Raw genomic sequence first — 26,661 nt, 5'->3', positions numbered from 1 at the left:
TACCAGCTCATACACCCTGTCGATCGACACTTACGCGCGCTAACTGTCAGTGGTAATCGCTAATGTGACTTCCGACTACGGGCGTGCCGCGACACCGCGGCCTAAGAAACGGGTTGAGTGGTGACGAGTCGAGAGAACGATGCCGATCTGAAGGATCGCGTTGGTCGGTTGATGCAGTTCCTCCGGGAGATGGTGAAGGCCCGGACCCGACCGGTGCTGAGGGTCGAGGACCACGAAGACTATCACTGGCTCTTTCCGGGAAGTGCACCTTTTCAGATCGATCGCGCCGCCACGGCCGGCGACGTGGTGGTTCGTGCGCCACGCGTGCATCTCGAAGACCCGCCGGAGTTTCCCAGGGAACTGTTGCAGTGGGTCGACAACCCTGCTGCTGCTCACCGGAGCGACACCCCTGGGCCCCAGTTCCGTGAGCCGACCGGAGACAGCACGACATCGGCAACCGAGGTCGCCAAGGCCCGCGCGAAGTACCAGCGCTGGTACGAACGTTGGACCGCATGGGCTCAGACCGACCGCCAGCGCCGCCCTCACTTCGAGCTCTACCAGGCGCTGACCGACATGATGCACGAGCTCGCTGCGCGGCCCGAGTCGGTCGAGCTCGTCGTCGCATCCGGCCTGCTGTCCCTGCCGCCGAGAATGGCCGACGGAGACCGCATCAACACGCACTTGGTGACGCAGGCGGCGACGATTGAGCGAGATGAGACCTCCGGCGACCTGCTTGTGAAGTTCGTCGACCTCTCGTCGCCGCGGCTGGAAGACAGCGAACTCCTGACCGGCATCGACATCTTCGACCAGTCGGGAAGCCGCACTCTCTATGCTCAGCTGAAGGAGTCGACCTCGCCGCTCGACGAGTCGATCCAGGTCTTCCTCAAGACCTGGGCGAGTCGTGCCCTCGGCCTGGAGATCCCGGTCACCGACGCACTCGAGCCGCCGTCGAATGTCACCGACGTGGCCCTTGCGCTCGCGCCCGCTCTGGTCCTGCGCAAGCGCGGCGCGTTCGCGCTGGTCGAGTACTACAACCAGATGATCCACCAGGCCGAGGAACCGTCGGCCAAGACTCCGCTCGGCCTGGCCCAGCTGGTGACCGCCATCGAGGCGGACGAACGTGTGCGGTGGCTGGAGTCCACCGGGGCCACCGCGCCGCGCGAGCTCGCCGAGGATCCGCTCTTCCCGCTGCCCGCGAACGCCGAGCAGTCGAAGATCATCGAGCGGCTGGGTGGCGACAGCGGCGTCGTCGTCGAGGGTCCGCCCGGTACCGGTAAGACCCACACGATCGCCAACCTGATGTCTGCGCTGCTGGCCCGCGGCCAGCGCGTCCTCGTCACCAGCGAGAAGTCCCAGGCGTTGCAGGTCCTGCGCGACAAGCTGCCACCTGACATGCAGGAACTCTGCGTGTCCATCACGGACCTGTCGCGCGGCGGTTCGCAGGAGCTCAACCAGAGCGTCGCGACGATCGCCGAGCGCAAGACCTCCTTCATCCCGGAGGCGGCTGACCGCACGATCGCCGACCTCACCGACAAGCGCGAGCAGGCCCGGGCACGCCGCGCGAAGACGCTCGAAGCCATTGTCGCGCTGCGCGAGGCGGAGACCTACAAGCATCCCGAGGTCGCACCGGGGTACCGCGGCACCTTGGCCTCCATCGTGCGACGGCTGGAGGAGCGGCGCGAGAAGTGCGCCTGGCTTCCCGGTCCGCTGTACGACGCCGAGCCGCCGCTCGCGCCCAGCGAGTTCCGGGAACTCACTCGACTGCTCGCACTGCAGACCGCCGAACACCGGTCACGCGCCGCGCAGACCCTGCCGCCGCTGGACAACCTGCTGCCGGCCGCAGATCGGATGACGTCCCTCTTCGAGGCCGTCCAGCGACCGCCGCTTGAGCTCCCGGCTCAGACACGCGGTCTCGTCGCCATCATCGAGGACGTCGACTCGTCCACCGCGGAGCAGGTTCTCGCCGACTGCGATGCGCTGAGGGAAGCCGCCGAGGCGGTCCGTGCCCTGCCGGTGGTCTATCAGCAGCTCGCCGACCGCGTCCTGGCCGGCGAGCTCGATCATCTGTGGGCCCGCGTCCAGGATCTCGACGCCCACGTCCAGGAGGCGACCGCCTACGACCAGGCGGTGGGCAGCGCGGTCATCGACGCACCCGCCGTCTCCCGTCGCGTGCTCGACGTGGTGCAGGCGTGGCTCGCTCGACTACAGGACGGCGCCGAGTGGCGGGGACGCTTCCGGCGGTGCGCCGAGCAGAAGGCGTACGACGAGCTCGAACTGGGGCTCACCGTCGACGGCGAACCGGTCCGTCGCGCCGAGGAACTCGAGATCGCGGTAGCGCACCTCAAAGCGCTCGACGCGGTCGGGACCGCCCGTCGCATCCTTGCCGACCTCGGCGTCGAACTCGCGGCCGACGCGTCACGCACCGCGCAGGTCAACGACCTGGTCACCGTGCGCCGGCACATCGCGTCGATCGAAAAGCTGCAGGCGCGGTGCCGGGCGCTGACCGACACGCTCCACCGGAGCACCAACCGGCAGTTGACGATCAGCAGCGTGCACGAGGCCGAGACTCTCTCGCAGGCGGCATCGGCCATCACGCTCGAACTCCAGCGCCGCGCGGCACGCCAAGAACTCGACGCGATCACCACCAGCCTGGGCTCGGCGTTCGGGTCGGTCCCGGCACCGGAGGCGACCGAACTCACCGAAAGCGTCCGAGCCGCGTCCGCCGACAGGTTCGGCCACGCCGTGACCGCGTACCTGGCCGCGCAACAACAACAGCGCGAGTACCAGGCGTGTGAGGCCCTCGCGCAGCGCGTCCGGGCAGCCGCGCCGAACCTGCTGGACTCGCTCGAGCAACAGCTGTCCGACCCGGAGCTCGGCACCCGCCTCGACAACATCGCCGACGCCTGGCACTGGCGACGCGCCTACGACTGGGTCGAGAAGCAGCGGACGCCCGGGCGAGAGGCGAAACTGAGCGCCGAGCTCGACGCTGCCACCGCCGACATCAGCTCTCTGACAGCAAAATTGGCCGCTGAGAAGGCATGGAAGAGCTGCCTGGAGCGGATGAGTGCCGGCGAGGTCACCGCGCTGCAGGCGTACCGCGACCACATCCGCGCCATCGGCAAGGGCACCGGCAAGCACGCTGAGCGATTCCGGCAGGCCGCCCGGATGGCGATGCAGGAGGCGCAGAGCGCCGTGCCGGCCTGGGTCATGCCCACCCAACAGGTGCTCGCGTCGATCCCGCCGCAGCAGGGCGTCTTCGACGTCGTCATCGTCGACGAGGCCAGCCAGGTCGACATCACCCACCTCTACCTTCTGTGGCTCGCGCCGCGGGTGATCGTCGTCGGCGACGACAAGCAGTGCACCCCCAGTGAGATCGCTCTCGGCAGCCTCGAGGACGTCTTCGCCCGTCTCGACAGCTACCTCGGCGACCTGCCCGAACACGTCCGCAACACCTTCACCCCGCGGTCGAGTCTGTTCTCGCTGCTGCGGTCACGCTTCGGTCAGGTGGTCCGTCTCCGGGAGCACTTCCGCTCGATGCCGGAGATCATCGACTGGTCGAGCAGGCAGTTCTATCAGGACGCGCCGCTGGTGCCGGTCCGGCAGTTCGGCGCCGACCGCCTGCCGCCGTTGAGGACCACCTACGTCGACGGAGCCACCGTCACGGTCACGAGCTCGTCGCTCGTCAACGCGGCCGAGGCAGCGGCAATTGCAGACCAGGTCCGTGCATGTCTCGACGACTCGCAGTACGACGGCAAGACGATGGGCGTCGTCGTCCTACAGGGACAGAAGCAGGTCGACGAGATCCGGGACGCGCTGCGCGGGAAGATCTCCGACGACGAATGGGAAGAGCGTCGCTTCCGTGTGGGAACGCCTCCGGACTTCCAGGGCGACGAACGCGACGTCATCTTCCTGTCGTTGGTGGTTGCGCCCAATCATCGGTTCACATCGCTCACCCGCACCGAGTTCGAACAGCGGTTCAACGTGGGCGCGTCCCGCGCCAAGGACCAGATGTGGTTGTTCCACTCGGTCACGCTGGACGAGTTGCGAGCCGGGGACCTGCGTAAGTCGTTGCTGGAGCACATGACCGCCCGACCCGCCACAGCGACGGAACCGGTGCCGGAGAACGTCTCCGACGACGTGCGCGATCCGCGGTTCGAGAGTCTCTTCGAACAGCGAGTGTTCAACGAGATCGTCGCCCGTGGGTACCACGTGAATCCGCAGGTCCCGGTCAACAATCGGCACATCGACCTCATGGTCACCGGAAGTGCGTCGCGGCTGGCGGTCGAGTGCGACGGGGACGCTTTCGAATCAACCCCCGAACAGTTGCGCGACGACCTCGAGCGCGAGAACGAGCTACGGAGGTGCGGCTGGACGTTCTGGCGAGTCCGCGAATCCGAATTCTACGCAGATCGCACTCAGGCGATGGCGTCGCTGTGGACCGAGCTCGACCGGTTGGGCATCAAACCGGGGGAGCGCATCCCGGACGATGAGCCTCCCGTCACGACGGTTGTCCCGACACCTACCCCTGACAACGAGAAAGACGAGGGGCAAGCGGAGACAGCACCGACCGTCGACACCGGTCCGGTTGAGAGACAGCAGATCTCGCCAACGGTTCCTGAGCCGCCGGTTGTGCCCCCGGTCGTTACTCCGGGTCCCATTGACCATGGACGGAGCGAGAAGAAGGACCTCACTCTTCACCCCGTCGTGGGCATCAACGCGCGTGACGATCTGCTGCGGCGTTCCGCCGCCGAACCTGCGCCGGTCGATCCCCAACCACCTGTCGCACCTCGCGACCACGACGCGCTGGGCAAGGTCCTGGTCGCCGCGGCGTGGGCGAGTGTTCCGCTCACGATGGAACGGGCGTGCCACATCTCGAAGCTCGACGAACGCGAGACACGTGAGGTGTTGAACGGGCTGGTCGCCGACGGCCAGCTCGATGAGGTCACCAAGGCCGGCGTCGTCCAATGGGTTCGTTCGCGAGGAGCGAGCCGGTGAAACCGCTGCGCGAATGGCAAAAGGAAGCGCTCGACAAATGGCGCGCACTGGGGCGGCGAGGCGTCATCGAGGCGGTGACCGGCTCGGGTAAGACCGAGGTCGGGATCGCCGCCACGCTCGAGGCGGTTGCCGACGGCCAGAAGGTACTGGTCGTCGTCCCGTCGCGAGACCTGTTGCGCCAGTGGTACGAACGACTTCTCGCCGCGAGCACCACGCTTCGAGTCGGTCGGCGCGGCGACGGGATTCAGGACTCCTTCCGGCACTTCGACGTGCTCGTGTCGACCGTGCAGTCCGCCGTGATGCCGGCAGCCGAACGTCCTCCCGCCGGGGCACTCATCGTCGCCGACGAGGTCCACCGCTACGCGGCGGAATCCTTCGCCAAGGTCCTCTCGGAGTCGTTCGACGCCCGACTCGGACTGACCGCCACCCTCGAACGGTCCGACGACGGCATCGAGCAGGTGCTCAAACCGTTCTTCGAGAACGTCATCGAGGGCTGCACGTACCAGCGCGGGTACGCCGACGGCATCCTCGCACCGGTCAATCTGGCGCTGGTGCCGGTGCCGTTCTCTCCCAAGGAGCGGGCACGCTACGAGAATCTCGACGAGGTCGCACGTGCCGAGCGCAGCAACCTGATCACCAAGTACGGCTGTCGCGCTGAGCCGTTCGGCTCGTTCCTGCAGGACGTTCAGCTCCTGGCCAAAGACGAGTTCGGGGGTGATTCGTCGGTCTGGTCCGCGCGCAAGTACCTGAAGGCGTTCTCGGAGCGACGCGATCTTCTCGCCACGATCTCGGGCAAAGAAGAAGCGCTCGCCGACATCGCGCCGGGACTGGAACGATCGAATAGGTCGCTTGTGTTCGCCGAGACGAAAGCGGCTGCCGCGCGAGCCGCTGAGGTCTTGTTGCAGGCCGGCGTCGCCGCCGCTCCGTACACGAGCGATCTGAACCGAAACGACCGCATCGCTTTGCTGCAGACGTTCAAGGACGGCAGACTCACCACGCTTGCTGCGCCGCGCGTGCTCGATGAAGGGGTCGACGTTCCCGAGGCGGATGTGGGAATCGTTCTCGCGGCGAGCCGGACCCGACGACAGATGATCCAACGGATGGGACGGGTCATCCGGCCGAAGGCAGATGGTCGGGCCGCGGTCTTCATCATCTTCTACGCCGAGGGTAGTTCGGAGGACCCTGAGAAGGGCGCCCACGGGACGTTCCTCGACGAGCTGGCCGACATCGCCCAGACCGTCGAAAAGGTCGAGGTCCACAGTGTTCCCGCCCTCCTGGAGGCGTGGTTGCCGCCGACGGACGGAGCTGGTCGGACGATGACCGAGATCGAGCGAGGAATGGCTGTCAACGCGGCCAACCAGGTGGCGAAGCATGCGGCCGCGGTGCAGAGGGTGAGTGCCCACATTCGCGGCGTCGTCGCGGACACGATGCGGTTGAGTCGGCCCGGGGCACTCGACGACGTGCTCGCGGCACTCGTCGACCTGGACCCCGACGAAGCGGAGATCTTGATCTACCGCTTCGGCCTCAACGGCGAGGAACCGCTCGACCACGACAGCATTGCGGCCCGACTCGGCAAGACCTCGGACGAGGTCATCCAGATCGGCGACAACGCACTCGAGAAGCTCCACCTGCCGCACGTGGGGGAGCCAGTCCGGCGCGCCGTCCAGAACAAGGTCGACAACGACGATCGTGCGAACCAGCACGACGCACGACTCGAACAGCGACAGAACGACGCTGACGAGCTCCGTCACGGAAGCGACATCGGAGAGCACACCACCACGCCGAAGACTCCGAAGATCCAACAGTCTCCGGTGACTTGGCCCAAACCCGGACCCGTCGAGCTGATGCGGCAACAGCGCGTCGGTCCGAGGAAGATTTCGCTTCCCACCAAGGGGTCCGGGACGGGATCCCAGCACGTTCAGTACTCGAACCCGGCCAACAAGGTCGCAATTCACATGGAGTGCGACGGAGGCTTCATCCCGAGCGCGGTCATCGACATCGGGGACTGGAGCGTGATCCTCGATGAACCGGTTGCCGGACGTCGGCGCTTCGAGGATCCGAGCGAGGCCGCCGTGGCGCTACTCCAGTTCTACGGGTTCGCCGATGACGAGGAGGTCGACGGGTGGACGCTGTGGAAGATCAAGGACACCGGGCACCCGATCGACAAGCTGAGAAGGTCGTCGGTGGGTAGCGCGAACGCCTGAGTGCCTGGGCGACGAGCATCGTCCCGGTCTTGGCCCACCCGGGTTTGGTAAGTATGGGCCGACACAGATGAGGGCCTGTGCGTAGTTCGGGATCATTGCAAAGTGCGGACTCGTCTCGATGGCGGGATGGTTGTGGTCACCGTCGCTCCTGCAGGATGCGGTCGGCGCGTTTCCCGAGGAGCTTGATCGCGGGGTAACTGGTGACCTGGTCGAGTGTGAGGAAGCGCTCTGGGTGCGTGATTCGCCGGATGACCTCGGTGGAGGGTTGGGGTACATCAGGCGCGATCTGCTGTGAGTAAGTGGAGGTCACGTTTTCGAAGGTCAGTCCGCTGTCCTCAATTGCCCACGCCTCACTGACGAACCAGTTGGCGATGAAGACACGGGTGTGGGGGATGAGGGTCCAGACCGTCGCCCGGTCCAACACCGTCCGCGCGTTCGGGCGGCTTGCTCCGAGCCATTGCAAGTTGCCGGCGTCATCGGTCACTTCCCAGAAGCGCCAAGTGGGAGATGCCATGTCGTGAGCCTAGTGCCTCGCTACCTGAGGTTGCCCCTGTCGGATCGACGCGGATCGCACGTCGAGACGGTTCGCATCCCAGGAGCGGCGTGGATGGGCAGACCAAGGTGACGGCCTGCTCATCTCCGTCCGAGTGGCGGCGAGAGGTCGATGCGCATTTCGTCCAAACGGTCGGGGTCGGTGTCCAGGCCACGCCGGCGGAGTAGTTCCAGCATGTCCTCCTGCCGCGGTTGGCCGAACGTCAGGCGGTAGAGGGCAAGGTCGCTCTTCAGCCGCTCCAGTCGGGCGATGTCGACACTGAGTGGGTACGGGGAAAGGTGTCTCTCGATGGTTGCCGGCCCCGGATAAACCCAGTGCGGTGCGAACTCGCCGTATCTGTCCTGTTCATCCCTACCCAGTTCGTAAGCGGCACGCCATGGGTGGTCGGCCCTGAGCATCTCGGATCCGTGCCGATAGGCGAGGTTACGGCGAATGGCGTGCCCGCTGAATCGATTCACGCGCCCCTCGCGCTGTTCGAAGTCGACGGGGTTGGCCGGGGTGTTCCAGTGCGTGATGGCCGAGCACCACCAGTGGAAGTCGATTCCCTCCTGTCCGACACTTGTACTCGCCAACACAAACGGCCAGAACGGGCTGTTGAACGATCTTCGGATATCGGGCTGACGAACGTTCTCATCGGTACCTGTGTACTGAACTACTCTGGCTCTGTGAGCAGCGAGCCAAGCGAGGAAAGTTCCAGAGGGTCGTATCGTCCGCCGGCGAGTTCTTCCACGGTCCGTGCTCGCATGAGTCGCCAGAAGTCGAAGAATACTGCCCCTGAGATTGCCGTACGACGGTGCCTTCATGAGCGTGGGTTTCGCTACCGCATCGACGTCAAACTCGAACCGGACCTGCGAACTCGGGCGGACCTCGCTTGGAAGGGGTTGAAGCTGGCGGTATTCATCGATGGGTGCTTCTGGCACGGTTGTCCCCAACATGCGACGAGGCCGGCCGCGAACCGCGAATGGTGGGCGAAGAAGCTGGACACCAATATTGCCCGCGACAGACGTACGGATGATGCGCTTCGATCACGAGGCTGGGTCGTCCGCAGATTCTGGGAGCATCAAACGCCTGAAGAGATCGCTGACAAGATCGTCGAGACCATCGATGAGCTCCGAGCCAGAGACCTCCGTGGGTCTGTCGTCAGACCGGACGACTAGAGGAACGTCCGGAAATCGCTCGCCGGGCTGTCGGTGTCACCGTGTCGGCCCGGCATGGTGACATCGTTGTCGGCCACGCAACATTCAATCGAGCAGACGAACGAGTTCGCGTGCTTCTGAACGAGGCTCCGCTGTGATCACACCATGCTGCGACAAATTCCATGACAGCCGAACAGCCTCATCCAGCTCAGAGGTGTCAACGGACCAGTTCAGCGCGGAGGCGAGAATGTGCACGGCGAGCCGAGGCGGTATCGCGTTGCCGATCTGCTGGCCGATGTCGTTACCCGACCAGGGGTAGTCCGGGGGGAAGGTCTGGAGGCGACCTGCCTCGTGGTGGGTGAAGCGACCGATATCCTGCTCGCCTCTCTTGAGCCGGTTGCGCATGACCTTTCCGGTGACGGTCGCAGAAGGCTCGTCCGACCGACGCTCACCGCGCTTGCGGGGGTTACCCCCACTGCCATAGTTCGAGACGACCACGAAGTCGCCGTCACGGTCCAGAGCGTCTCCCATCGAGACCCACGGGAGACGATCCAGGGTCCCCTGACGCGGGGCACCCTTGCGGTAGGCCTGATGAGTCGGTCGTGGAAGGGCCACGTCCTCGTCGTCCAAACGGGCAATGAGCACGGCACGTCGACGAGTCTGCGGCACACCGAACTCCTCGGTACGGAGGATTCCGTGTGCAACGCCGTAGCCGTAGCGCTCGAGGACTGCCCGGTATGCATCCCAGACGGGCAGCACCTGAGGGACCTGCTCGAGGGCGATGGCCGTAAACGGGGAGTCGTCGTTGATGGCCTGAAGAACCCACCTCAGAGGTTCAAGGACCAAGCCAGTGCGTTCGTCGTCGAAGACGGCCAGACTTTCCTCGGCGTCGCGTCCCGCAGCCATCTTCTCGACTGCGGCAGTGACCTCGTCCAGCGCTCTGCGGCCGGTTCCGGACCCCGCAACGGTGAACGTTTGGCAGGGCGGCCCGCCGGTGAGGACGTTGGCCTGCGGAAACCGGGCGGGGCGGTACTGCCGGACATCTCCTTGTTCGGTCCTCAGGCCTGCGGCACGCCTCGTCGCACAGGCGTGGGGGTCCACCTCGATACCGATGCTAGAGATCCCGAGCCACGCGGCACCGACGTCAAGGCCTCCGGGCCCGGCGAACAGATCGACGATGTAAGGCTGTGAGTCGTCTGAGTCGGGGACCGCTGCCATGGAGGTGATCGTAGCCGGCAGCACCGTCAGGGTAGCGTCTGGGCAGCGAGCGTGTCGCGACGGCGAGCTTGATGTTGGTGGGGGCGAATTCCTCGGCACCCCTCGGTTCCGGCGCGCATCCCGAGTGCGCGAGGCCTGGGTGCTGTCTCGATCGGTCAAACCGCGGGGGGTTTCAGTCGGCCGCGGTACTGTGTTGGACACAGGTCGAATTCGCTGTCTGTGACGGCTCCGTCATGCTCGACCAGAATCCCGGTCTTCCGATCCAGATCGATCGAGTGGTAAATCCAGATGGAATATCCTGCCGCGTGTGCAAGCGAGTACTCGATCTCGCCTGAGCTGATGAAGAAGCGAGGTTCGTGGGAGCGTGTTCCTTTTACTTCGATGTAGTGAACACTCCCGTCTGTAAGCCTGATCTCGATGTCGAATCCAGGGTTGTTGTGAGGCATTCTGCAGATCTCGGCTGTGGGCCATCTGTTGGCTGCCTCTGCGAGCGCCAGTGCCATTGCGATTTTGTCGACTTCCTGGGCGTCTGACGCAGTTGCGTACGCCGCCACTGGTTCACTGGTCTTCAGTCCCTCATTACAAATTGAATCAAAAGCCTTTTGGTCGATCCGACGAACTCCGAGTTGGAAGTAGAGCCCCACGTGCTCGATTTCGTTGGCCTCTGGCTCTCGATAACGATCCCCGGACTTGAACGGCACTGGTGGATCGAACGGATGGTAGTCCGCAATTGAGCATTGATAGCGATCTCCAGACGGAAATACCTCAGCAACAATTCCGCAGCCGAAGTATTCCTGGTTTCCCCGCCCCGCCTTTCGTCGGCGGCCTCTGTAATACAAGAACTGCTCGCCTGATCGGATGAGCCTCAAATAACGAGAGGGGAACTCATACGTTTCGCCGATCACATCGGCGTACAGGTGGCCTGAGAGAGTTACTTCGTTCGGGTGAAGACACGCGGCATCGCTTCCTCTTCTCTGTGATCCAGTCGGCTGATGGATCCGCTGCCATCGTTTATGCGGATCGTAGTCGGCGGTTTCGACCGTTTCTGATGTTGGTATCGATCGAGTCCATTGCGGTCATTGACGATCGGTTCACTGTTCCCGAGCGTCGGTCAGACGTACCTCATGAAGGACGGCTCTGACCCGATCATCCAGTTGGGCGTCGTCGAGGACCGAGAAATCGATGAACGACATCAATCGACGAAGCCGGGGAGTCGCCTCGCGTAGGACCTTCCTTCGGTTGCCAACGCTGGGCTCCTGCGCTATGACACGCGCGATGGAACGTGCCAAAGGTGTGACGCCGGCGATCGAGCGACGCTCGGTGATCTGGTTGAGATCACTCTCGGACAGGCTGCGGAGGAGGGAGTAATCCAGTGTGCCGCCTGGCGTCTCGACTGCGAACGTCCTCGCCTGCCACCAGAGTCGAGAGAACATGTGCCGTGTGAGGTCCGTGGCCACCCATCGTTCGATGTTGTCGCCGGGAAACCGCCATCTCGTCACATCAGGCAGAACGACGACCGAAAGGAAGTTCCAGATTCCACGAACACCGGCCTCCACGGCGTTGATCCCCATTGAGGAGTGGATGGCCTCGGCGGCGGCTCGGTCAAAACTCACCAGGTCCGATGGGCCGGCGGCCTCCGGGAAGCCGTACTCGACGGCGATGGCGCGCACCGCTTCGGCGAGGTCGGACACCCTTGATTCGCTGACACGGCTACCACCGGTCGCCGCATAGGTGACCTGCGGGTGCCGACTTCGGGAATGTGCTGAGAGCTCCGCGATCTCGAGCGGAAGTCGTCGATACTCGGTGACTGCGATTCCCATCGAGAGTCGAGGCCACAGATCAGTCACTGGATCCTCCGTCCGAATCCGATTGCGCGGGAACCGCCGACGACCGCAGTCCGAAGGTCCATCGAGGCGACGGTCTGGTTGTCCGCAGCCCAGATGTCGGGATCGGGCAGGACCCGCCTGGTCAGTGCTCGCGCCGATGCGCCGAATGACTGCCCATCGGTTTGGGCGAGCTCGTCCCACCGGGCGAGGGCCCACCGGACGATCTCGAGAACGAGGTTCTCCTCCATCTGGTCGACGAGGAATTGCTGTTCGTCGGTGAGCTTGCGTTCTTTCTGCACCGCCTCGACGAGTCTCGTGTCCTTCTCGTTCAGTAGGAGGAGCAGGGCACCCATCGCCGGTGCGTCTGGTGACGGTGGCAGGATCGCATGCCAACTCGCGTTCGGATTCAGGCCGAATGCCTCGAAGTCCACGACCTCGGTCGGGAACATCGTCGACGCTCCGGCGAGTTGCACCCTGTGTTCGTCTTCCCACAGGATGCTGCCTGCGTGGTGCGCCTCGCCGGGAGCGTGGATGAGTCTGTCCCGCAGCAGGACCAGACGACGAGTCACCCCGATCAACGCGCCGGCGTCATCGGGATGAACCGTGAGTTCTGCGTCCACGGCGCCATCTTGTAATGGAATCACCGTGTTGCGTCCGGCGAGGTAGGTATCGAGTGCGCGGTACCCGAGGACCAACGCTATCGGAGACCCATCGGTCAACCCTGTCTGCTCGCGTACCTCCGTGGCATCGATGGTCACGCTGCATCGCAGTTGGAGAATGGTCCGATAGTCCCAGTTGTCGACGGCCTCACCGAGTGGTTCCCATTCGTCCTCGACCCTCCGAAGCCAGGGCGAGGGGGCGATCAGCGCGTCTGACGGGACGAAGTACGGTTTGACGTCGGTCTTCATCGGGCGTCGTCCACATTCAGTGCCAGGCGGATGACCGCGTCTTCGGGTGGGCGCACCGCGACGTCCCAATCACGGGGATCGGCCGGGTCGAGGCTGATCGTTTCCCCTCTCCGGAGCTCGCCCCTGGTCCTACATGACCAATAGAGGACCTCTGGCTGCGCGAGATCGGTCTCTCGTTCGATGCCCGAGTCGATGACAACTGCAGGTGCTGCCTCAACCACGGTGGTGACCGGCCAGGCAGGGAAGGACACGCCGGCCACGATGACCGGCTCGCCGTCGATGACCGTCAGGCGTGGCGCCTCCACGATCCTCGGTCTCGAGCGAGAGCCGGAGGACCGGCGTTTGCCTCTCTTGCGCTCTTGCCCGTTCTCGGGACCCGGCCCGTCTCCGTCCGGGGCGGCGGCAAGCAACCCGGACAGACGGTTCGCCAGTGGGGCAAGCGCGGCCTCCGAGGCCGTCGTAACGCCCCGATCAGGTTGGGCTGGACTGAGATTGGCACGAATGAACGAGTTCGCGAGTCGGACGACGCCGAGGGCGGTGCCATGTAGTCCACTGGTCACCCAGTCGTCGTGGGTGGGTGGCTCCGCGTCGGAGAAGTACTGGTCGGCTTCGGCGCTCGACCGAAACACGGCACCGTACTGGATACCTTCCTCGGGATGGGCGTTGCCGGCGACGTAGTCCACGATCAGGTTGGCTTGACGCATTCGAGCACAGTGTCGAGCAGGGCCTTCGAAGGGTGCCGCGACGGCCAGGAGTTCGTCCGACTTGATCGGGGCCATCGTCTCGACCTTGGCAAACCTGCCGATCTCTACGGGCGGCGTCTTCCGGCTGGGCACCACGTATTCGCCCTCGACATCCAGCTTTCGAAATGCCTCGACGAACGGCCTGAGTTCGATGGAGCGCTCCGGGTCCGGGACCGGCACCGAGAAACCCTCGAATTTCACTGAACACCTGAGTCGACCGGGGGAGGGCGTGATCATCCGCGGCCACAGGTTCCAGGCGATGGTCGACGCGAGGAAACGTGCGGCCTGTTCGGGGCTCCGCTGGGTGTCGTCGGTGCCACCGTTGTTCCCCAGGTCGATGTCGATCACCGTGACCGTCGTCCCGGTTTCCCCTTCCCTGAACCGGGGAAGACCGAGTGACTCGGCGACGCGGGTCGCAGCGTCGTCAACGAGGGCCTGCGCGATTCCATCCTCGTCGACTCCAAGCCAGTGGCGCCCAGTGAATCTCGTCTTGTCGGCCTCGTAGGCATCGCCCATCGCCGCGCCGATGAGTCGACGTTGGAGACGGCCCCGGAACATGCACTGGCTGTCCACGACGATCACATGGCATCGGCTGACGTTGTAGAAGATGCCCTTGCCGAACCCGTAGGAACCACCGCCGAGGGTTACGTCCTTCCGTTCACCGACATTCCGCACGAACTTCACGAAGTCGGCCCGTTCACCGGGGAGCGGCGGCTCATCGGCCCTCAGAGGGCCTCCGAGGCCGGTTGTCCCGCGGTCGGTGATCGTGAGGATTCGAATCCCACGATCCATGGCCTGTTCAAGGCCGAGCCGAGAACCGGCCGGCTCGGGCAACAGGAAGTCTCGCCAGTTCTGCAGGCTTCGGCCAGACAACTTGCTGATCTTGACCGCGAATTCGACGTCATGCCCGGGCAGGGCTGCGTCACAACTGTTCTGGGCGGCCTCGCGGACGAGGACGGTCAGCGGATCGAGGCGGGGTTTGCCGAGCTGCCGCCGAATACCCTCCGATGCGGTGGAACCCTCGGCCGCGACGGGTTGCGACCACCATGTGGCTGTCGTGAGAAGTTCAGTCATCGTCTGAGACCCCCGCCAGCTCATCGAACTCGGCCTGCTCGACCTCGACGTCGGCGTCGGTGAGGTCGACCGCGACGTACGTCTGTCGCACCTGCGATGACTCGTCCGGGTGGCCGGGGAACACCAATGCCAGGCCTATCACGTCGTCGACAGCGTCCAGAGCTCTGCGAGAGGCCTTGTTGGCGGCATCGGGCTCAGAGTGCGGGTCGATCGGATACAGAAGGATCAGACCCTTGTTCCGGGCATCGGGGTCGAGATCACGGGCCTTCGCGAGTTCGATCTCACCTTTCTTCCGCGCAACCGAAGGAGCCATGAAGTCGACTGCCCGATGGTCTTTCGACATGAGCGTCTTGATGTCGGCTCGTTCGACACCTTCGTCCCTCAGCTTCGAACGGACGATCCGCCCGAAGTCCATCGACCCGAGCCGTACGGTTCCGTGCGTATCCGTCGTGGCTGCCATGATCGCGAGATTCCAGAACTCGAGGTGTCCCGACCGCCTCTGTCGGTTCACATACTTCTCGATCAGCTCGTGGTCCAGGTCGGGCGAGTCCGGGTGAACCCGGTAGTCCGCGAGGAACCGGAGTACGTCGTCGGCAGAAACGTCGCGGAAGATGACGGCGCCGTTCTCCAGCGCTGCGTCGGGTTCGATTCCCGCCGATCGCACACGGGCGACGAACCCATCTGCCGCTTCCACATTGTGGCGGAGCCATTCGCCGTCTTTGGGACGGAAGTACCGGGTCTGGACGCGCCGTCCTCCATAGGACGCATAGGTCGGGAGCGCCGCACCCATCTTGGCCGTGATACGCAGGGTCGGATGGGTTCTGATGCGGACTCCGAACTCCGTGGGCGTGAGGTTTTCGGACTCGTACCGTTCGATGTCCAGACGGATTTCGTGTTCCACAGTCGCCAGATGACGGAACCAGTGTCGGAGTTCGTCGGTCATCCAGATCCGTGGCAGGTCCTCATAACCTGGGCGAAACCCGAACCATCGAGCCATCTGTAGCAGGGTGTCGTATGCCTTGGCGGCCCGCACGAAGTAGCTGACGGTGAGGCCTTCCAGCGTGAGTCCTCGACTCAGTGTGTTGCCGCCGACTGCGATCGCGACCTGTCCGGGCGTCGAATAGTCGAGGCGGTCCTCGCTGCGGAAGTTGTCGATCACCACGCCAACCCGATCGAGGACGGCAGGGAGGTGGTCCATGACCTGCGCGAAATCGACTGGAGTGAGACCGAACTGACTAGCTGTTGCGGGGCGAGACGTTGTTGACGGCTCGCGCCGGGGTTGACCTTCGAGTTGGTTGAAGGTGGACGATGTTCTGGTGGCTGACCCAGAGTTGATGTCTATAGGCGCGTTCGCCAAGGTCGCCGGGCTGACTGCGAGCGCGTTGCGGTTCTATGACGATGCCGGCTTGCTTCGTCCCGAGCAGGTCGACCCGCTGACGGGATACCGGTTCTACAGCCAGTCGCAGTTGGTGCCTGCCTCGCAGTTGCGTCAGTTGCGCGAGATCGGGATGCCGCTGCCCACGATTAGCCGGTTCTTCTCCGCCAGCGCCGCGGAGGCTGTGCGGCTCATCGACGACCAGGTGGCCAAGGTCTCCGCAGAGGCCAGTGGGATTCAGCAGGCCGCTGCGACCCTCAAGGCGTCCCTCAGCGAGGGCGCTTGCATCACCCTGTGTGTTCTGCCGGGTCCGGTCCTCGCGGCGGCTGTCGATCAGGTCCTGGCCACCACAACTCACGACCCCGAGATCCCGGTTCTGGCCGGGGTGCGCCTGGAAGCAGATCCCGACGCCATCGCGCTGACCGCGACCGATCGTTACCGCCTCGCCACGCGGACGCTGGTGCCCAGCCAGCCGTCGGCCGCTTCGTGGGCAGGGACCCTGGCCGGAGACGACCTCCAGGCCGCCACATCGCGGCTCCGGCGAAGCCCCACCGTGACGCTGGAAGCGGGCGAACGAACCCTGAACCTCCGCACGGCCGACGGCACCGCGACCCCCTGCCGCCTACTGACCGAGGTCTTCCCTGATTACAAGCTTCTGATCGGGTCACTGCCCGCGGTGACGCATCGCGTCACGATCGAGACGCAGCAGATCCTCAAAGCGCTAGAACGAGCGCCGGAGAAGATCGGTCTGCGGGTCGCGGACGGCCAGCCGAGTCTCCTGGTGCCCGACGCCGTTGTGGCTCTCAACGGGACCGCGACGGGTTCCGATCTAACGCTCTGGTTCGAGCTGACCACGTTGTATCCCGCGTTGAGCCACGCACTCGGCAGCGACTTGATGCTCGACCTCCGCGGACCCGACCAGCCAGCGACCGTCCGGTCAGCCGACGAAGGCGACCTGACCACGCTCGTCATGCCCTGCCGAACCGGTCCCTCCTGACGGACGACCCACACGCCCTCAACGACGGCTCGAAGCCCTCCTCCGCCCACCGAAGATGACAAGGACTGACACAATCCCATGACCGAAACTGCCACCACGCCCGATCCCACGCTTGAGGCGATCGGCAAAGCCGTGGTCCTCGGACGCGAGGGTGACATCGAGTCCGCTCGGAGCGACCTGCTCGCCATCTGGCAACAGATCGGGGTCGCGGGCGACCCGTTCCACCGCTGCACACTCGCTCACTACCTGGCCGACCTCTGCCAAGACCCCGCAGAGGCGCTCATCTGGGACGTCCGCGCCCTGGACGCCGCCGACAGCCTCACCGATGAACGCGCCCAGCAACACCACGGAAGCCTCCACGTCGCCGGGTTCCGCCCCAGCCTCTACCTCAACATCGCCGACAACCTCCGCCGCCTGGGCGCGTACGAAGCCGCCGCCGAGCACATCAGCAACGCCGAGCAGCACACCTCTGCACTGCCCGACGATGCCTACGGCAACACCATCCGCACGGCCATCCACGAGGTTCACCAGGCCATCAACAACCGCGACACCGCACGCCGAGCGTCCGCGCCCGGCTCCGCCCAGTGACGCACAAGAATGCACCTCTGACGGTCGAAGGGCGCCGTCGGCTCATCGAGCGATGCCGCACCAGACCCATCGCCCACGTCGCGGCTGAGATGGGCATCTCCCGTGCCTGCGCGAGCAAGTGGGTCAACAGGTGGCGGCGGCACGGTGAGCTCGGCCTGCTCGACCGATCCTCGACACCCCAACACAGCCCCACCGCGACCCCGGCGGCGGTAGTTGCCCAGATCGAGACTTGGCGGCGCGAGAACAAGTGGTCAGGGCAGCGGATCACTCACGAGCTGGCCGATCAGGGCATCCGGCTCAACCGCCGTACCGTCACACGACACCTTGGACACCTCGGACTCAACCATCGACGGTTCCTCGACCCCAACGGTGATTCCAACCGCCAACCGGGCAAGATCACCGCCCGCTGGCCCGGCCACATGATCCACCTCGACGTCAAGAAGGTCGGCCGAATCCCCGACGGTGGCGGGTGGCGGATTCACGGCCGTGATAGCCAGCAGAAGCGCGCCGTTGACCGGGCCAAGACCGCAGGCGCCAGAGCGGGCTACACCTACCTGCACTCGGCGATCGACGGATTCTCCCGGCTCGCCTACACCGAACCGCTCACCGACGAGAAGGGACAGACGGCCGCAGCCTTCCTCGCCCGAGCCAAGGTCTGGTTCGCCTCACACGGCATCAGCCACATCCACCGCATCGTCACGGACAACGGCGCCTGCTACCGATCAGGCGACTTCGCACGAGTGGTCGGCCAAGCCACGCGCCACCAGAAGACCAGGCCCTACACCCCACGACACAACGGCAAGGTCGAGCGCTACCAGCGCATCCTGGCCGAAGAACTCCTCTACGCCCGAGAGTTCACCAGCGAAGACGCCCGATCAGCGGCCATCGCCGTGTGGAACATCCACTACAACTACCACCGACCCCACAGCACCGCTGGAGGTCGACCGCCAGCGACGCGACTCCAGGCAGGCGTCACCAACGTCCTGCCCTCCTACAACTAGCGGGCACCTCGTGGCTCTCTGTATTCCACAAGTCGCGCAGGCGTTCGAGTGTTTTCCCGTCCTGTGCCTCTACGCGCTTCCGGAGCCGGTCGACATGGAGACGAAGCGGTTCCTTGAATGCAAGGTGGACGTCGGTCTTGACCGACGTGTGCACGAGCATCGTCGAATGGCCGTCATCACCTCGGGCGCGGCGGGCCGCGGTGGCGAGGACGAACCATTCGATCGCGTTGTCGAGGCTCTTGGGGATCGTCGGGATGAAGTCCGCAGCGGCGGCCTTGCCCACCGGCCGAACCGCATCGACGTCGTCGTCGGGGATGATCCTCACCATGTTGGAGCCGTCGAGCTCGGCGCCGTTCGCCTCGTCGCCTTCCACCGCGTCACGGCCGAAGACCCGCTCGGTCCCGAAGTAGCCTTCGGGCCGTGGCAGATTGAGGATGAAGTCCTTGGGGTAGAGGTCGTCTCCCTTGGGGTCGATCAGCACATTCGCGAAGGGCGTGGCGGTGTAGCCGATGTACGTGGTCTTCGGCAGTTTCCCGATGATGCTGCGGATGAGCGGATTGATCGAGGCGGTCTCGACGCTGGCCTGATCCGCCTCGTCGTCGATGATGAGTGTGGGGACATCAGCGAGTGCGCGTTGTTTGACCGCAGGCTGCAACCACCGGTCGAGACGACGTAGGACCGTGGCGTTCTTCTTTACGATCGCCAGCGCGACCCCGCTCTCGCCGAGGTGGAGGAGCGCCGTCGCGGGGATGGCCGGCGCGCGGAAGTCGTCGTCGGCGTTCGTCAGCTGCTTCCACTTCTTCGGGGTCAGTTCGCAGAGTTGCTCGTCGAGTCGATCCTGCGTCTGTTTCCTGAGCCCATTGTGGATGCCGGAGAAGACGATGATGAACCTGTACCCGACATCCGCGGCCTTGGCGATGACCGCGGTGAAATTGGTGGTCTTTCCCGACTGTACGTACCCGACGACGAGCCCCTTCGCATCCCAACTCGGGGCGCTCGGCGGTGGCGTGTAGGCGATGACCTTGCTCGACGAGCGATCGAGGGACTCGACGCGGTCGTCGGGCCACCCGAGGTCTGCACGTATGTGCCGCTCGAGTGCCGGCCAGTAGGTGTCTGTCTCTTCATTCGGTCCCGGATACCACGGATCGCGCGGTCCGTGGATCACCACCGGACGATCGTCGAAGATCCGCTCCAATCGCGCCCGGTACTCGGCTTCGTACTCGGCGAGCTCCTGCGCGCTCAGCCGGGGGCGGAACTTCTTCAATGCCTGGTCAAGGGATGTTTTCCTCGCCCATGCGGCGAATACTTCGAAGAACTCGTCCACCACCGTGCAGATACCTCCATCGTCATCTGGTGCACGACGGTATAGCACCACGACGACATCCGGTGGCTGTCAGTCGATCGACCGACAGCCGCGGAGAAGGACTGACTGAGTCGGAACACTTTCATGTTCACCGACACCGACGGGCAGGAGTCCGATCGGATCAAATTCAGGGACTGCGTTGTGCGGCGACGGCGTGTTCGCGACAGGTCTCGCTCATTTGTCGGTAATTCCTGGTAGGTATCGACCGACCGGGAGTCACCCGGAGAGCGCATAACGTCGCCGACAGCGAGTCACCGAGGGGGATGCAATGGTTGCGAGAAAGTGGAGCGACCCAGATCGCGCGTTGGAGAGCCTCGTCAACGAATTCCATGACCGCTGCCTCAAGGTCTATCGCGAGGACCCGAACCGTGTCGAGGAGGATGCCGGGAAGGAACGAGGCATCGCCGAGGGCGGTTATGGCCGCAAACAGATCCAGGAGCTCATCCAGAACTCGACCGATGCGCTGCAGGGGAGCCCCGGGCGTATTCAGGTGACGTTGACTCCAGAGGCGCTCTACGTCGCGAACGAGGGCAAACCGTTCGAGGCTTCAGGTGTCCGTGCCCTGCTCTACACGCACCTGTCCAACAAGACCGGTAACGAGATCGGCCGTTTCGGTCTGGGATTCAAGTCGATCAGTGGAATCTCCGACGACCCGCAAATCTTCAGTCAGAGTGTCTCTTTCGAGTTCAATCGAACCAAGGCTGCTGAAGAACTCACGAGCGAGCTCGGCGTGAATTTCGGGGCGGAGCAGGTGCCGGCGCTACGTCTCGCATGGGTGATTGATCCTGTCAGTGAATCGAGGACGGACCCCGTACTGTCGGAGATGCTGGCCTGGGCTGTGACGGTGGTGAAGGTGCCGTTGAAGCCGGGTGCGGCGGAGCTTCTGTCCGAGGAGATCAAGGGCTTCGACGAATCGTTCATCTTGTTCGCGCCCCATGTCCGCCAGTTGGACCTCCGTGACGACGTAGCAGGTGATGACCGCCACTTCGCTGCGTCGAAGAAGGGTAACCGCGTCACCCTCACGACGGTGGACGGGGACCGCGAGTGGTTGGTTGTATCGCACGAACATCGGCCGTCAACCGAGGCGTTGGAGTCGGCCGGGCACTCGGCCAGTCGCGAGGTCGTGACCGTCAGTTGGGCCGTACCAGTGACCGGCAGGCCCGGCGTGGGGCAGTTGAGTGCCTTCTTTCCGGTGAAGTCCGATACGACCCTGAGCGGGCGCATCAATGCACCGTGGAAGCTGTCCGATGACCGGATAAATGTCATCGAATGTACGTTCAATGCCGAAATCCTCACCGAGGTCGTACCCCGGCTCGTCGTGAACGCACGCCGAGACCTTGCCGTAGAGGGTTCGTATGGCCGATACATCGACATACTTCCCGCTCGCGGCAGGGAGATAAGGAGTTGGGCGGACTCGGTCCTCAACGAGCCTGTCTACGACGCACTGCGTGAGGCCCGTTGTCTTCCGGACCTCGACGGTCAGCTCAGGTCACCCAACTCTCTTCGACGAATCCCCGAAGATGCCATGGAGCATGCGGCGTCGTGGTTGACGGCGGCAGGCCAGCGCGACAGCTGGATTCACCCGGATTGCACCTCGAGTCCGGAGCGGCGCTCCAAAGTGGACCGCTTGTTGCAGAACAATCCCAAACCTGTGGGCCGAATCCTCGATTGGCTCCAGTCCGTGGTGGAGGATGTGACACCAGACCACTCCGCGGTGGCGATCGAGTTGGCAGACAAATTGGTCTCCGGTTCCAGCCGTGGCGCGAACACCGAACTCGATGTACGTGACGCCCGGATCGTATTGCTGGAAAACGGGCTGTTGCAGCAGCCGGTACGTGGCCGCTGCTTCATCCGAACGAATTCGGAGCAGGAAGGGTCTGTCTTCGTCCACGGTGAAGTGTCCGGGCGCAAGTCAACCCGACTCGCACTCGAGCATCTGGGCATCACGACGTTCGATGACGGTGGCGAGATGTTGCAGCTACTCCACGAGCTCGCCAAGACCGGTTCGGTGGACTGGGATGCGCTCTGGACTGCAATGCGTGGTTGTGGTGTCTCTCAGGTCGGAGACGCATTCGACAAGATCTTCAACGGCAAGGCCCACATGATCGTCCGAGTTCGTGACGGCCGGCAGCAGTGGGTGCCGCCCGAGGGGCACTATCTGCCGGGTGAGTGTCTCCGTCCCTTGAAGGAGGATGGCGCGTTCCTGGTCGACGCGGACTACCATGCGGCCGATCGTGAGATCCTCGCGTTGCTGGGCATCCGTGGCCGACCGACGCGATCCGCGGCCTACGCTTCCGAGAAGTGGGTCGGCAGGTACCGTGCGACTCTGGTCGAAGAAGTCGGCGAACACATGGGTCTCGGCATCCGTTCACGCGACAACATCGCGATCCACGGGATGGAGACCGTTCTCGGTCCATTGCAGTCTCTGCCAGAGTTCTCCGCGACCAACAGGGCAGCGCTCACCGCCGCGGTGATCAACGACATCCACGATTCGCGGGTGAAGGTCGAACATCCCAACGTGCCGAAACCAGCACGGTATGTGGCGCCGGAACTCTGGTGGGTACGGCAACACGGGATGCTCCAGACGAGCTTCGGACCGATGGAGGTCAGACACGTGTTCGTCGCCGGGCTGGAGGAAGAGTACCCAGGGTTGCTGCCGACGCCGACCGGAGTGGTTCTCAGCGCCGAGCTGGAAAAGGCACTGCGGCTCAAACGACGCATCGAGGACCTGACGCCCGCCGAGTTCGAGGCACTTGTCGACCTCCACGTCGAACGCAACAACCTGGATCAGGTCGGCCGAGCCTACGGCTGGTGGTGTCTCACCCATCAAGACAACCCACCGGCCAAGATGTGGGTCCGACACGCCGGAACCTGGACCCAGTACGAACCCAGCTGTGTCGCCGTCGTGACGAGTATCGAGACCCACGCTGAGCTGGAGAGTTTCGGAATTCCTTGTGCGGTGGTTGAGACCGTGGAGGACGTGTTCAACCTTCGGGAGTTCTGGGGCTGTATCGAAGGCAAGCAACTACCGGTGACCTACACGTACGAGACCAGCGCCGAGCCGGAGTCGCTACTCGACGTCTTCGATGTCCTGGACAACTTGGACCTGGACGACGACCCCGAAGACCTCACCCTCCAACGGTGCTTGTCGATCAGCAAGGTGGCTGCCGTCCCAGGACAACCCGAGGTACGAGTTGAATGTCACAGTGGCAGAGAAGGAAACACGATCCTCGTCACCGGGGGCACCGACCGGGACATCCTGAAGCAGGTCCTCGGAGCGCTTCTGTTCGACGACTCGGATGAACAGGTCGACGTCCTGCTCGAAGACATGCGCAGAAGACGTGACTCCAAGCTCGTACGTGACATCAAGAACGCTCCTGACGATGCGGAACGCCTGCTGCGTTTCGCCGGCGAGGACCGATTACGAACGCTGATCCCGAAAGACGCGCTGGACTACCTCGCCCACACGGTCGACGGTGGTGCGCCCCATGGTGTCGACTTGGCACGTCTCTGCATCACGATGCACGGCGTGAGAGCACTCGAGCGTGTCTGCAAGGTCGAGCCTCACGGGCTTCCTCTCACGCCGCCTTCGAAGTGGCACGGTTCGTTCAATACTCGCCAGTGGGTTGCGCGTCTGGGATTCGGAGAGGAATGGGCCGGACAGAAGGCACGCAGGCGCAACAAGCCGACCGAATACGTCGACGGGCCGGCTCTACTGAACGAGCTCCATGACTACCAACGGATCGTGTCCGAGCGTCTGTCCGCGATGCTCCGGGGTGAAGGTCCCTCGCGTGGTCTGATCTCTCTCCCGACGGGTGCGGGAAAGACCCGCGTGGCCGTCCAGACCATCATCGAGGCAATTCGCAGGGGCGACCTGGACGAACTGGCCGGCGATACGCGGTTCTCTGGCCCGATCTTGTGGCTGGCAGACGGTGAGGAGCTCTGCGAGCAGGCAATCGACGCATGGTCCTATCTCTGGCGGGCTGTTGGGAGACAGGACACTCAACTGGTGCTGAGCCGATTCTGGTCGAACTACGAGACGGAAGAAGAAGGAGGTGGGGTCCAGGTGGTGGTCGCCACCTGGCAGAAGGTTCTGAGCCGTGCCGTCGACAAGCCGGATTTCGAGTGGCTGGCCGATACTCCACTCGTCATCATCGACGAAGCGCACGGTGCCACTCACAAGTCCTACACGCGAATTCTCGAGTGGACCGGACGCACCAGGAGTGAGCGAGGCAAACTCCTTCTTGGTCTGACCGCCACGCCGTTCAGGGGCAAGCGCGATAGTGAGGAGACCGCGAGGCTACTGCGCCGCTTCGACGAGAATCGGTTGGATGAGGGGGTTTTCGGCGCCGAGCACCCTCAGGTCCGATTGCAGCGCGATCGAGTGCTCGCTAGGGCCAGCCTGGAGATCCTCAACGGCGTCTCGATGGATCTCACCGAAGAGGAGATCGCTTGGTTCCGGGAGAAGTACTGGCTGCCCACCGATGCAGCCAAGCGACTCGGTCGCAGGGAGGACCGTACCCGGATGATCCTGGACTCGATCCTGAGCAAACCCGCAGACTGGCCGATCGTGGTGTTCGCTGCATCGGTGGAGAACGCGCAGACGCTGGCGACTTTGTTGACCCTGAACGGCCGTCCGGCTGCAGCGATAGATCAGGACACCAGTCCTGAGGACCGCAGACTGGCGATAGAGAGGTTCAAGAATGGCGAGCTGAGTGTGTTGACGAACTACGCTGTGCTGTCACAAGGCTTCGACGCGCCCCGCACCCGTGCCGTCTACATCACACGACCGACCAGCAGCGAGGTCCGGTACCAACAGATGGTCGGTCGCGGACTGCGCGGTCCACGCAACGGTGGTAGCGAAGAGGTACTCATCGTCAACGTCTTGGATAACCTGGTCGAGTTCGGCGACAGCATCGTGTACGAGAGTCTCAAGGAGATCATCGCGGAAGGCGCGGAGTCTGATGCTTCCGCAACTTGACGAATCGCAACGCCGCGTAATCGAGGCCGAGACATCGGAACGACGGTTCGTTGTCGCCGGGCCGGGCACTGGGAAGACGACGACCAGCGTCGCGCTCATCCAGGAAATCGCTTCTCGGGAAGAGGGTTCGGACGTAGCAGTACTCTACGTCTCGTTCTCCAGGGCTGCGATGCGCGCTGCCTTCGCGGCCTTCGGTGATGCAATCGGTGAGCTGCCCATCGAAGTCATGGCGATGACGCTTGACTCTCTTGCTTGGCAGCTACTCGACGAGCCCCTCCCGGATCATCACGAGCCCGACTTCGATGACGTGGTGCGCAAAGCGACAGAGAAGATCCAGAAGGACTACGAGGGAGAATTCGACGATGTCGTCCACCTGATCGTCGATGAGGCACAGGATCTTTCGTTACCACGCCGCCTCCTTCTGGAAGCTGTGATCGACAAGCTTCCCTCGCGTGCTGGAGTCACGATCTTTGGCGATCCGCTTCAATCGATCTTCGATTTTCACGATGGTGGAACCGTGCCGACCAACGCGTGGGGTGACCTGGTCGCGAGTATGCGGGAGAAGGGGTTCACCACTACATATACCTTGGACGTCGACCACCGAGCACGGCGTCGCGGACCGAAGAAAGTGGCTGCGGTCTCGAGTACGCTGAGAACGCTGGACGCTCAGGAGGCGCGTACTGACGAGCTGGCTGACCTTCTGACCGAGTTCTCGAGGATGACCGCTGAGGAGTTCGCAGTCCGTGCGCGACAGTGGAAGGGGCACACGGGTGTTCTCGTTCGTACAAATGCCGAGGTCGCGTACGTCTTTGACACTCTGGTAGGTCACGGCCTGGTTTGCCGATGGCGTGAGCCTGGTCGAGCAAGTCCGGCCGTCGCACCCTGGGTTGCGAGTCTGTGGCGGAGTACCGGGGGAGCGAATGTTTCGCGGGACGATTTCGCGCGCTTCGCAGCCGACCGCGATGATGTCGACGTCGGTTGGTTCCGTCTGCTCCTGGACGAAGCGGAGCAGCGTGGTCGTGTCGACTGGCGCGGCCTGGTCCGCGCCCTTCGTGGGGCCGTTGACCCGCTCAGGCCGTGGTTCGACACCTCGCCGGCTGCAGTGACGGTTTCGACCATCCATCAGGCCAAGGGACTCGAGTGGGACAACGTGGCGGTGGTGGCCGCGGACGATCTGCTGAGTGCGGTGGGTTCACGCTACCCCGAGCCAGAAGTGCTGTTCGTGGCGCTGTCGCGTGCCCGGGAGCGGGTGGTGTTGCTCGATTGGAAGCAGCCGTACACACGGAGCGAGCGTGCTCTGATCTATCAGCCCCACCCCATGACAGGGCGTCCTCGGGCCATCCGATTCACGCCGGATGCGCTGCGGATCGACCGACACATCGGTGGGGCTCCGGGGCAGCGTGCACTCGAGACTGCGAATCGAAACTCATCGGTCGAGTTCGAGCTTCTCGCTTCAGGACAAGCTCCCTGGCCGACCTATCGTTGCCTCTTGGATGGGGAGCCTGTGGGCGTCACTTCCTCGGGCTTCGGCCAGTCCTTTGCCCGAGTGTTGCGTAGCTCCGGCTCACCGTGGCCGAGCCTGGGACCGGTGCCGATGGATGGGGTGGAGACGCGATGGTCCACTTCTTCGGGCGTCGAGTTGTGGCTTCAGCCGAGGCTCTTCGGTATCGCCGAGATCACATATGAGAAAGGTTAGGCT

At 64.0% G+C, this 26,661-nt stretch carries 17 protein-coding genes; 8 read left to right on the top strand and 9 right to left on the bottom strand.

Annotated features, from left to right (window positions below):
• Positions 1-171: 171 nt before the first annotated feature.
• Together E1P53_RS03430 and E1P53_RS03425 are read left to right on the top strand one after the other, a co-directional pair.
• On the top strand, positions 172-4,995 hold the full coding sequence (locus E1P53_RS03430; protein WP_131733818.1) for a PDDEXK-like endonuclease domain-containing protein: 4,824 nt from the start codon (positions 172-174) through the stop codon (positions 4,993-4,995).
• A complete protein-coding gene (locus E1P53_RS03425) occupies positions 4,992-7,199 on the top strand; it encodes a DEAD/DEAH box helicase (protein ID WP_244941104.1) in 2,208 nt (735 codons plus the stop codon). Before E1P53_RS03430 ends, E1P53_RS03425 begins: the two co-directional genes overlap by 4 nt.
• Before the next feature lie 136 nt (positions 7,200-7,335).
• Here E1P53_RS03425 and E1P53_RS03420 read toward each other — a convergent pair whose 3' ends face one another.
• Entirely contained in the window at positions 7,336-7,713 is a 378-nt protein-coding gene (locus E1P53_RS03420; RefSeq protein ID WP_131733482.1) for a hypothetical protein, read from the bottom strand.
• 119 nt (positions 7,714-7,832) lie between these two features.
• The gene (locus E1P53_RS20980) at positions 7,833-8,555 is read right to left on the bottom strand and encodes a helicase-related protein (RefSeq protein WP_131733481.1); all 723 of its coding nucleotides are present in this window, start codon (positions 8,553-8,555) and stop codon (positions 7,833-7,835) included.
• Between E1P53_RS20980 and E1P53_RS03410 the strand changes: the two genes are divergently transcribed.
• Entirely contained in the window at positions 8,496-8,909 is a 414-nt protein-coding gene (locus E1P53_RS03410) for a very short patch repair endonuclease (protein ID WP_131733480.1), read from the top strand. The genes E1P53_RS20980 and E1P53_RS03410 overlap by 60 nt on opposite strands.
• 84 nt (positions 8,910-8,993) lie before the next feature.
• On the opposite strand, the gene E1P53_RS03405 is transcribed toward E1P53_RS03410, so the two are convergent.
• The 6 genes from E1P53_RS03405 to E1P53_RS03380 all read right to left on the bottom strand — a co-directional run bounded on the left by E1P53_RS03405 (position 8,994) and on the right by E1P53_RS03380 (position 16,014).
• Positions 8,994-10,106 carry a DNA cytosine methyltransferase gene (locus tag E1P53_RS03405; RefSeq protein ID WP_131733479.1) on the bottom strand — a complete coding sequence of 371 codons (1,113 nt, stop codon included), beginning with the start codon at positions 10,104-10,106 and terminating at the stop codon, positions 8,994-8,996.
• A gap of 155 nt (positions 10,107-10,261) precedes the next feature.
• Positions 10,262-10,807 (bottom strand): protein NO VEIN domain-containing protein, encoded by a 546-nt coding sequence (locus tag E1P53_RS03400; protein ID WP_131733478.1) that lies wholly within the window; start codon positions 10,805-10,807, stop codon positions 10,262-10,264.
• Positions 10,808-11,197: 390 nt separating this feature from the next.
• A complete protein-coding gene (locus tag E1P53_RS03395) occupies positions 11,198-11,953 on the bottom strand; it encodes a DUF6339 family protein (RefSeq protein ID WP_131733477.1) in 756 nt (251 codons plus the stop codon).
• Positions 11,950-12,840 carry a hypothetical protein gene (locus E1P53_RS03390; protein WP_131733476.1) on the bottom strand — a complete coding sequence of 297 codons (891 nt, stop codon included), beginning with the start codon at positions 12,838-12,840 and terminating at the stop codon, positions 11,950-11,952. The genes E1P53_RS03395 and E1P53_RS03390 overlap by 4 nt, the downstream gene beginning before the upstream one ends.
• A complete protein-coding gene (locus E1P53_RS03385) occupies positions 12,837-14,657 on the bottom strand; it encodes a hypothetical protein (RefSeq protein ID WP_131733475.1) in 1,821 nt (606 codons plus the stop codon). Before E1P53_RS03385 ends, E1P53_RS03390 begins: the two co-directional genes overlap by 4 nt.
• Positions 14,650-16,014 carry a Z1 domain-containing protein gene (locus E1P53_RS03380; protein WP_131733474.1) on the bottom strand — a complete coding sequence of 455 codons (1,365 nt, stop codon included), beginning with the start codon at positions 16,012-16,014 and terminating at the stop codon, positions 14,650-14,652. The genes E1P53_RS03385 and E1P53_RS03380 overlap by 8 nt, the downstream gene beginning before the upstream one ends.
• On the opposite strand from E1P53_RS03380, the gene E1P53_RS03375 reads away from it, so the two are divergent.
• The 3 genes from E1P53_RS03375 to E1P53_RS03365 all read left to right on the top strand — a co-directional run bounded on the left by E1P53_RS03375 (position 15,974) and on the right by E1P53_RS03365 (position 18,618).
• Entirely contained in the window at positions 15,974-17,029 is a 1,056-nt protein-coding gene (locus E1P53_RS03375; RefSeq protein WP_131733473.1) for a DNA polymerase III subunit beta family protein, read from the top strand. The two genes, E1P53_RS03380 and E1P53_RS03375, sit on opposite strands and share 41 nt — an antisense overlap.
• 78 nt (positions 17,030-17,107) lie before the next feature.
• On the top strand, positions 17,108-17,617 hold the full coding sequence (locus E1P53_RS03370) for a hypothetical protein (RefSeq protein WP_131733472.1): 510 nt from the start codon (positions 17,108-17,110) through the stop codon (positions 17,615-17,617).
• The gene (locus tag E1P53_RS03365; RefSeq protein ID WP_131733471.1) at positions 17,614-18,618 is read left to right on the top strand and encodes an IS481 family transposase; all 1,005 of its coding nucleotides are present in this window, start codon (positions 17,614-17,616) and stop codon (positions 18,616-18,618) included. Before E1P53_RS03370 ends, E1P53_RS03365 begins: the two co-directional genes overlap by 4 nt.
• Here E1P53_RS03365 and E1P53_RS03360 read toward each other — a convergent pair.
• Positions 18,590-19,942, bottom strand: a complete 1,353-nt coding sequence (locus E1P53_RS03360; protein ID WP_131733470.1) for a Z1 domain-containing protein — start codon at positions 19,940-19,942, stop codon at positions 18,590-18,592. The two genes, E1P53_RS03365 and E1P53_RS03360, sit on opposite strands and share 29 nt — an antisense overlap.
• 307 nt (positions 19,943-20,249) lie before the next feature.
• On the opposite strand from E1P53_RS03360, the gene E1P53_RS03355 reads away from it, so the two are divergent.
• Both E1P53_RS03355 and E1P53_RS03350 read left to right on the top strand, forming a co-directional pair.
• Positions 20,250-24,962: a DEAD/DEAH box helicase gene (locus tag E1P53_RS03355; protein WP_244941103.1), complete on the top strand. Its 4,713-nt coding sequence runs from the start codon at positions 20,250-20,252 to the stop codon at positions 24,960-24,962.
• Entirely contained in the window at positions 24,946-26,658 is a 1,713-nt protein-coding gene (locus E1P53_RS03350; RefSeq protein ID WP_131733469.1) for a UvrD-helicase domain-containing protein, read from the top strand. The genes E1P53_RS03355 and E1P53_RS03350 overlap by 17 nt, the downstream gene beginning before the upstream one ends.
• The last annotated feature ends 3 nt before the right edge of the window (positions 26,659-26,661 follow it).

The organism is Gordonia paraffinivorans (assembly GCF_900683595.1).
Classification (GTDB): Bacteria; Actinomycetota; Actinomycetes; order Mycobacteriales; family Mycobacteriaceae; genus Gordonia; species Gordonia paraffinivorans.
This window is presented reverse-complemented; position numbering and strand designations above follow the sequence as displayed.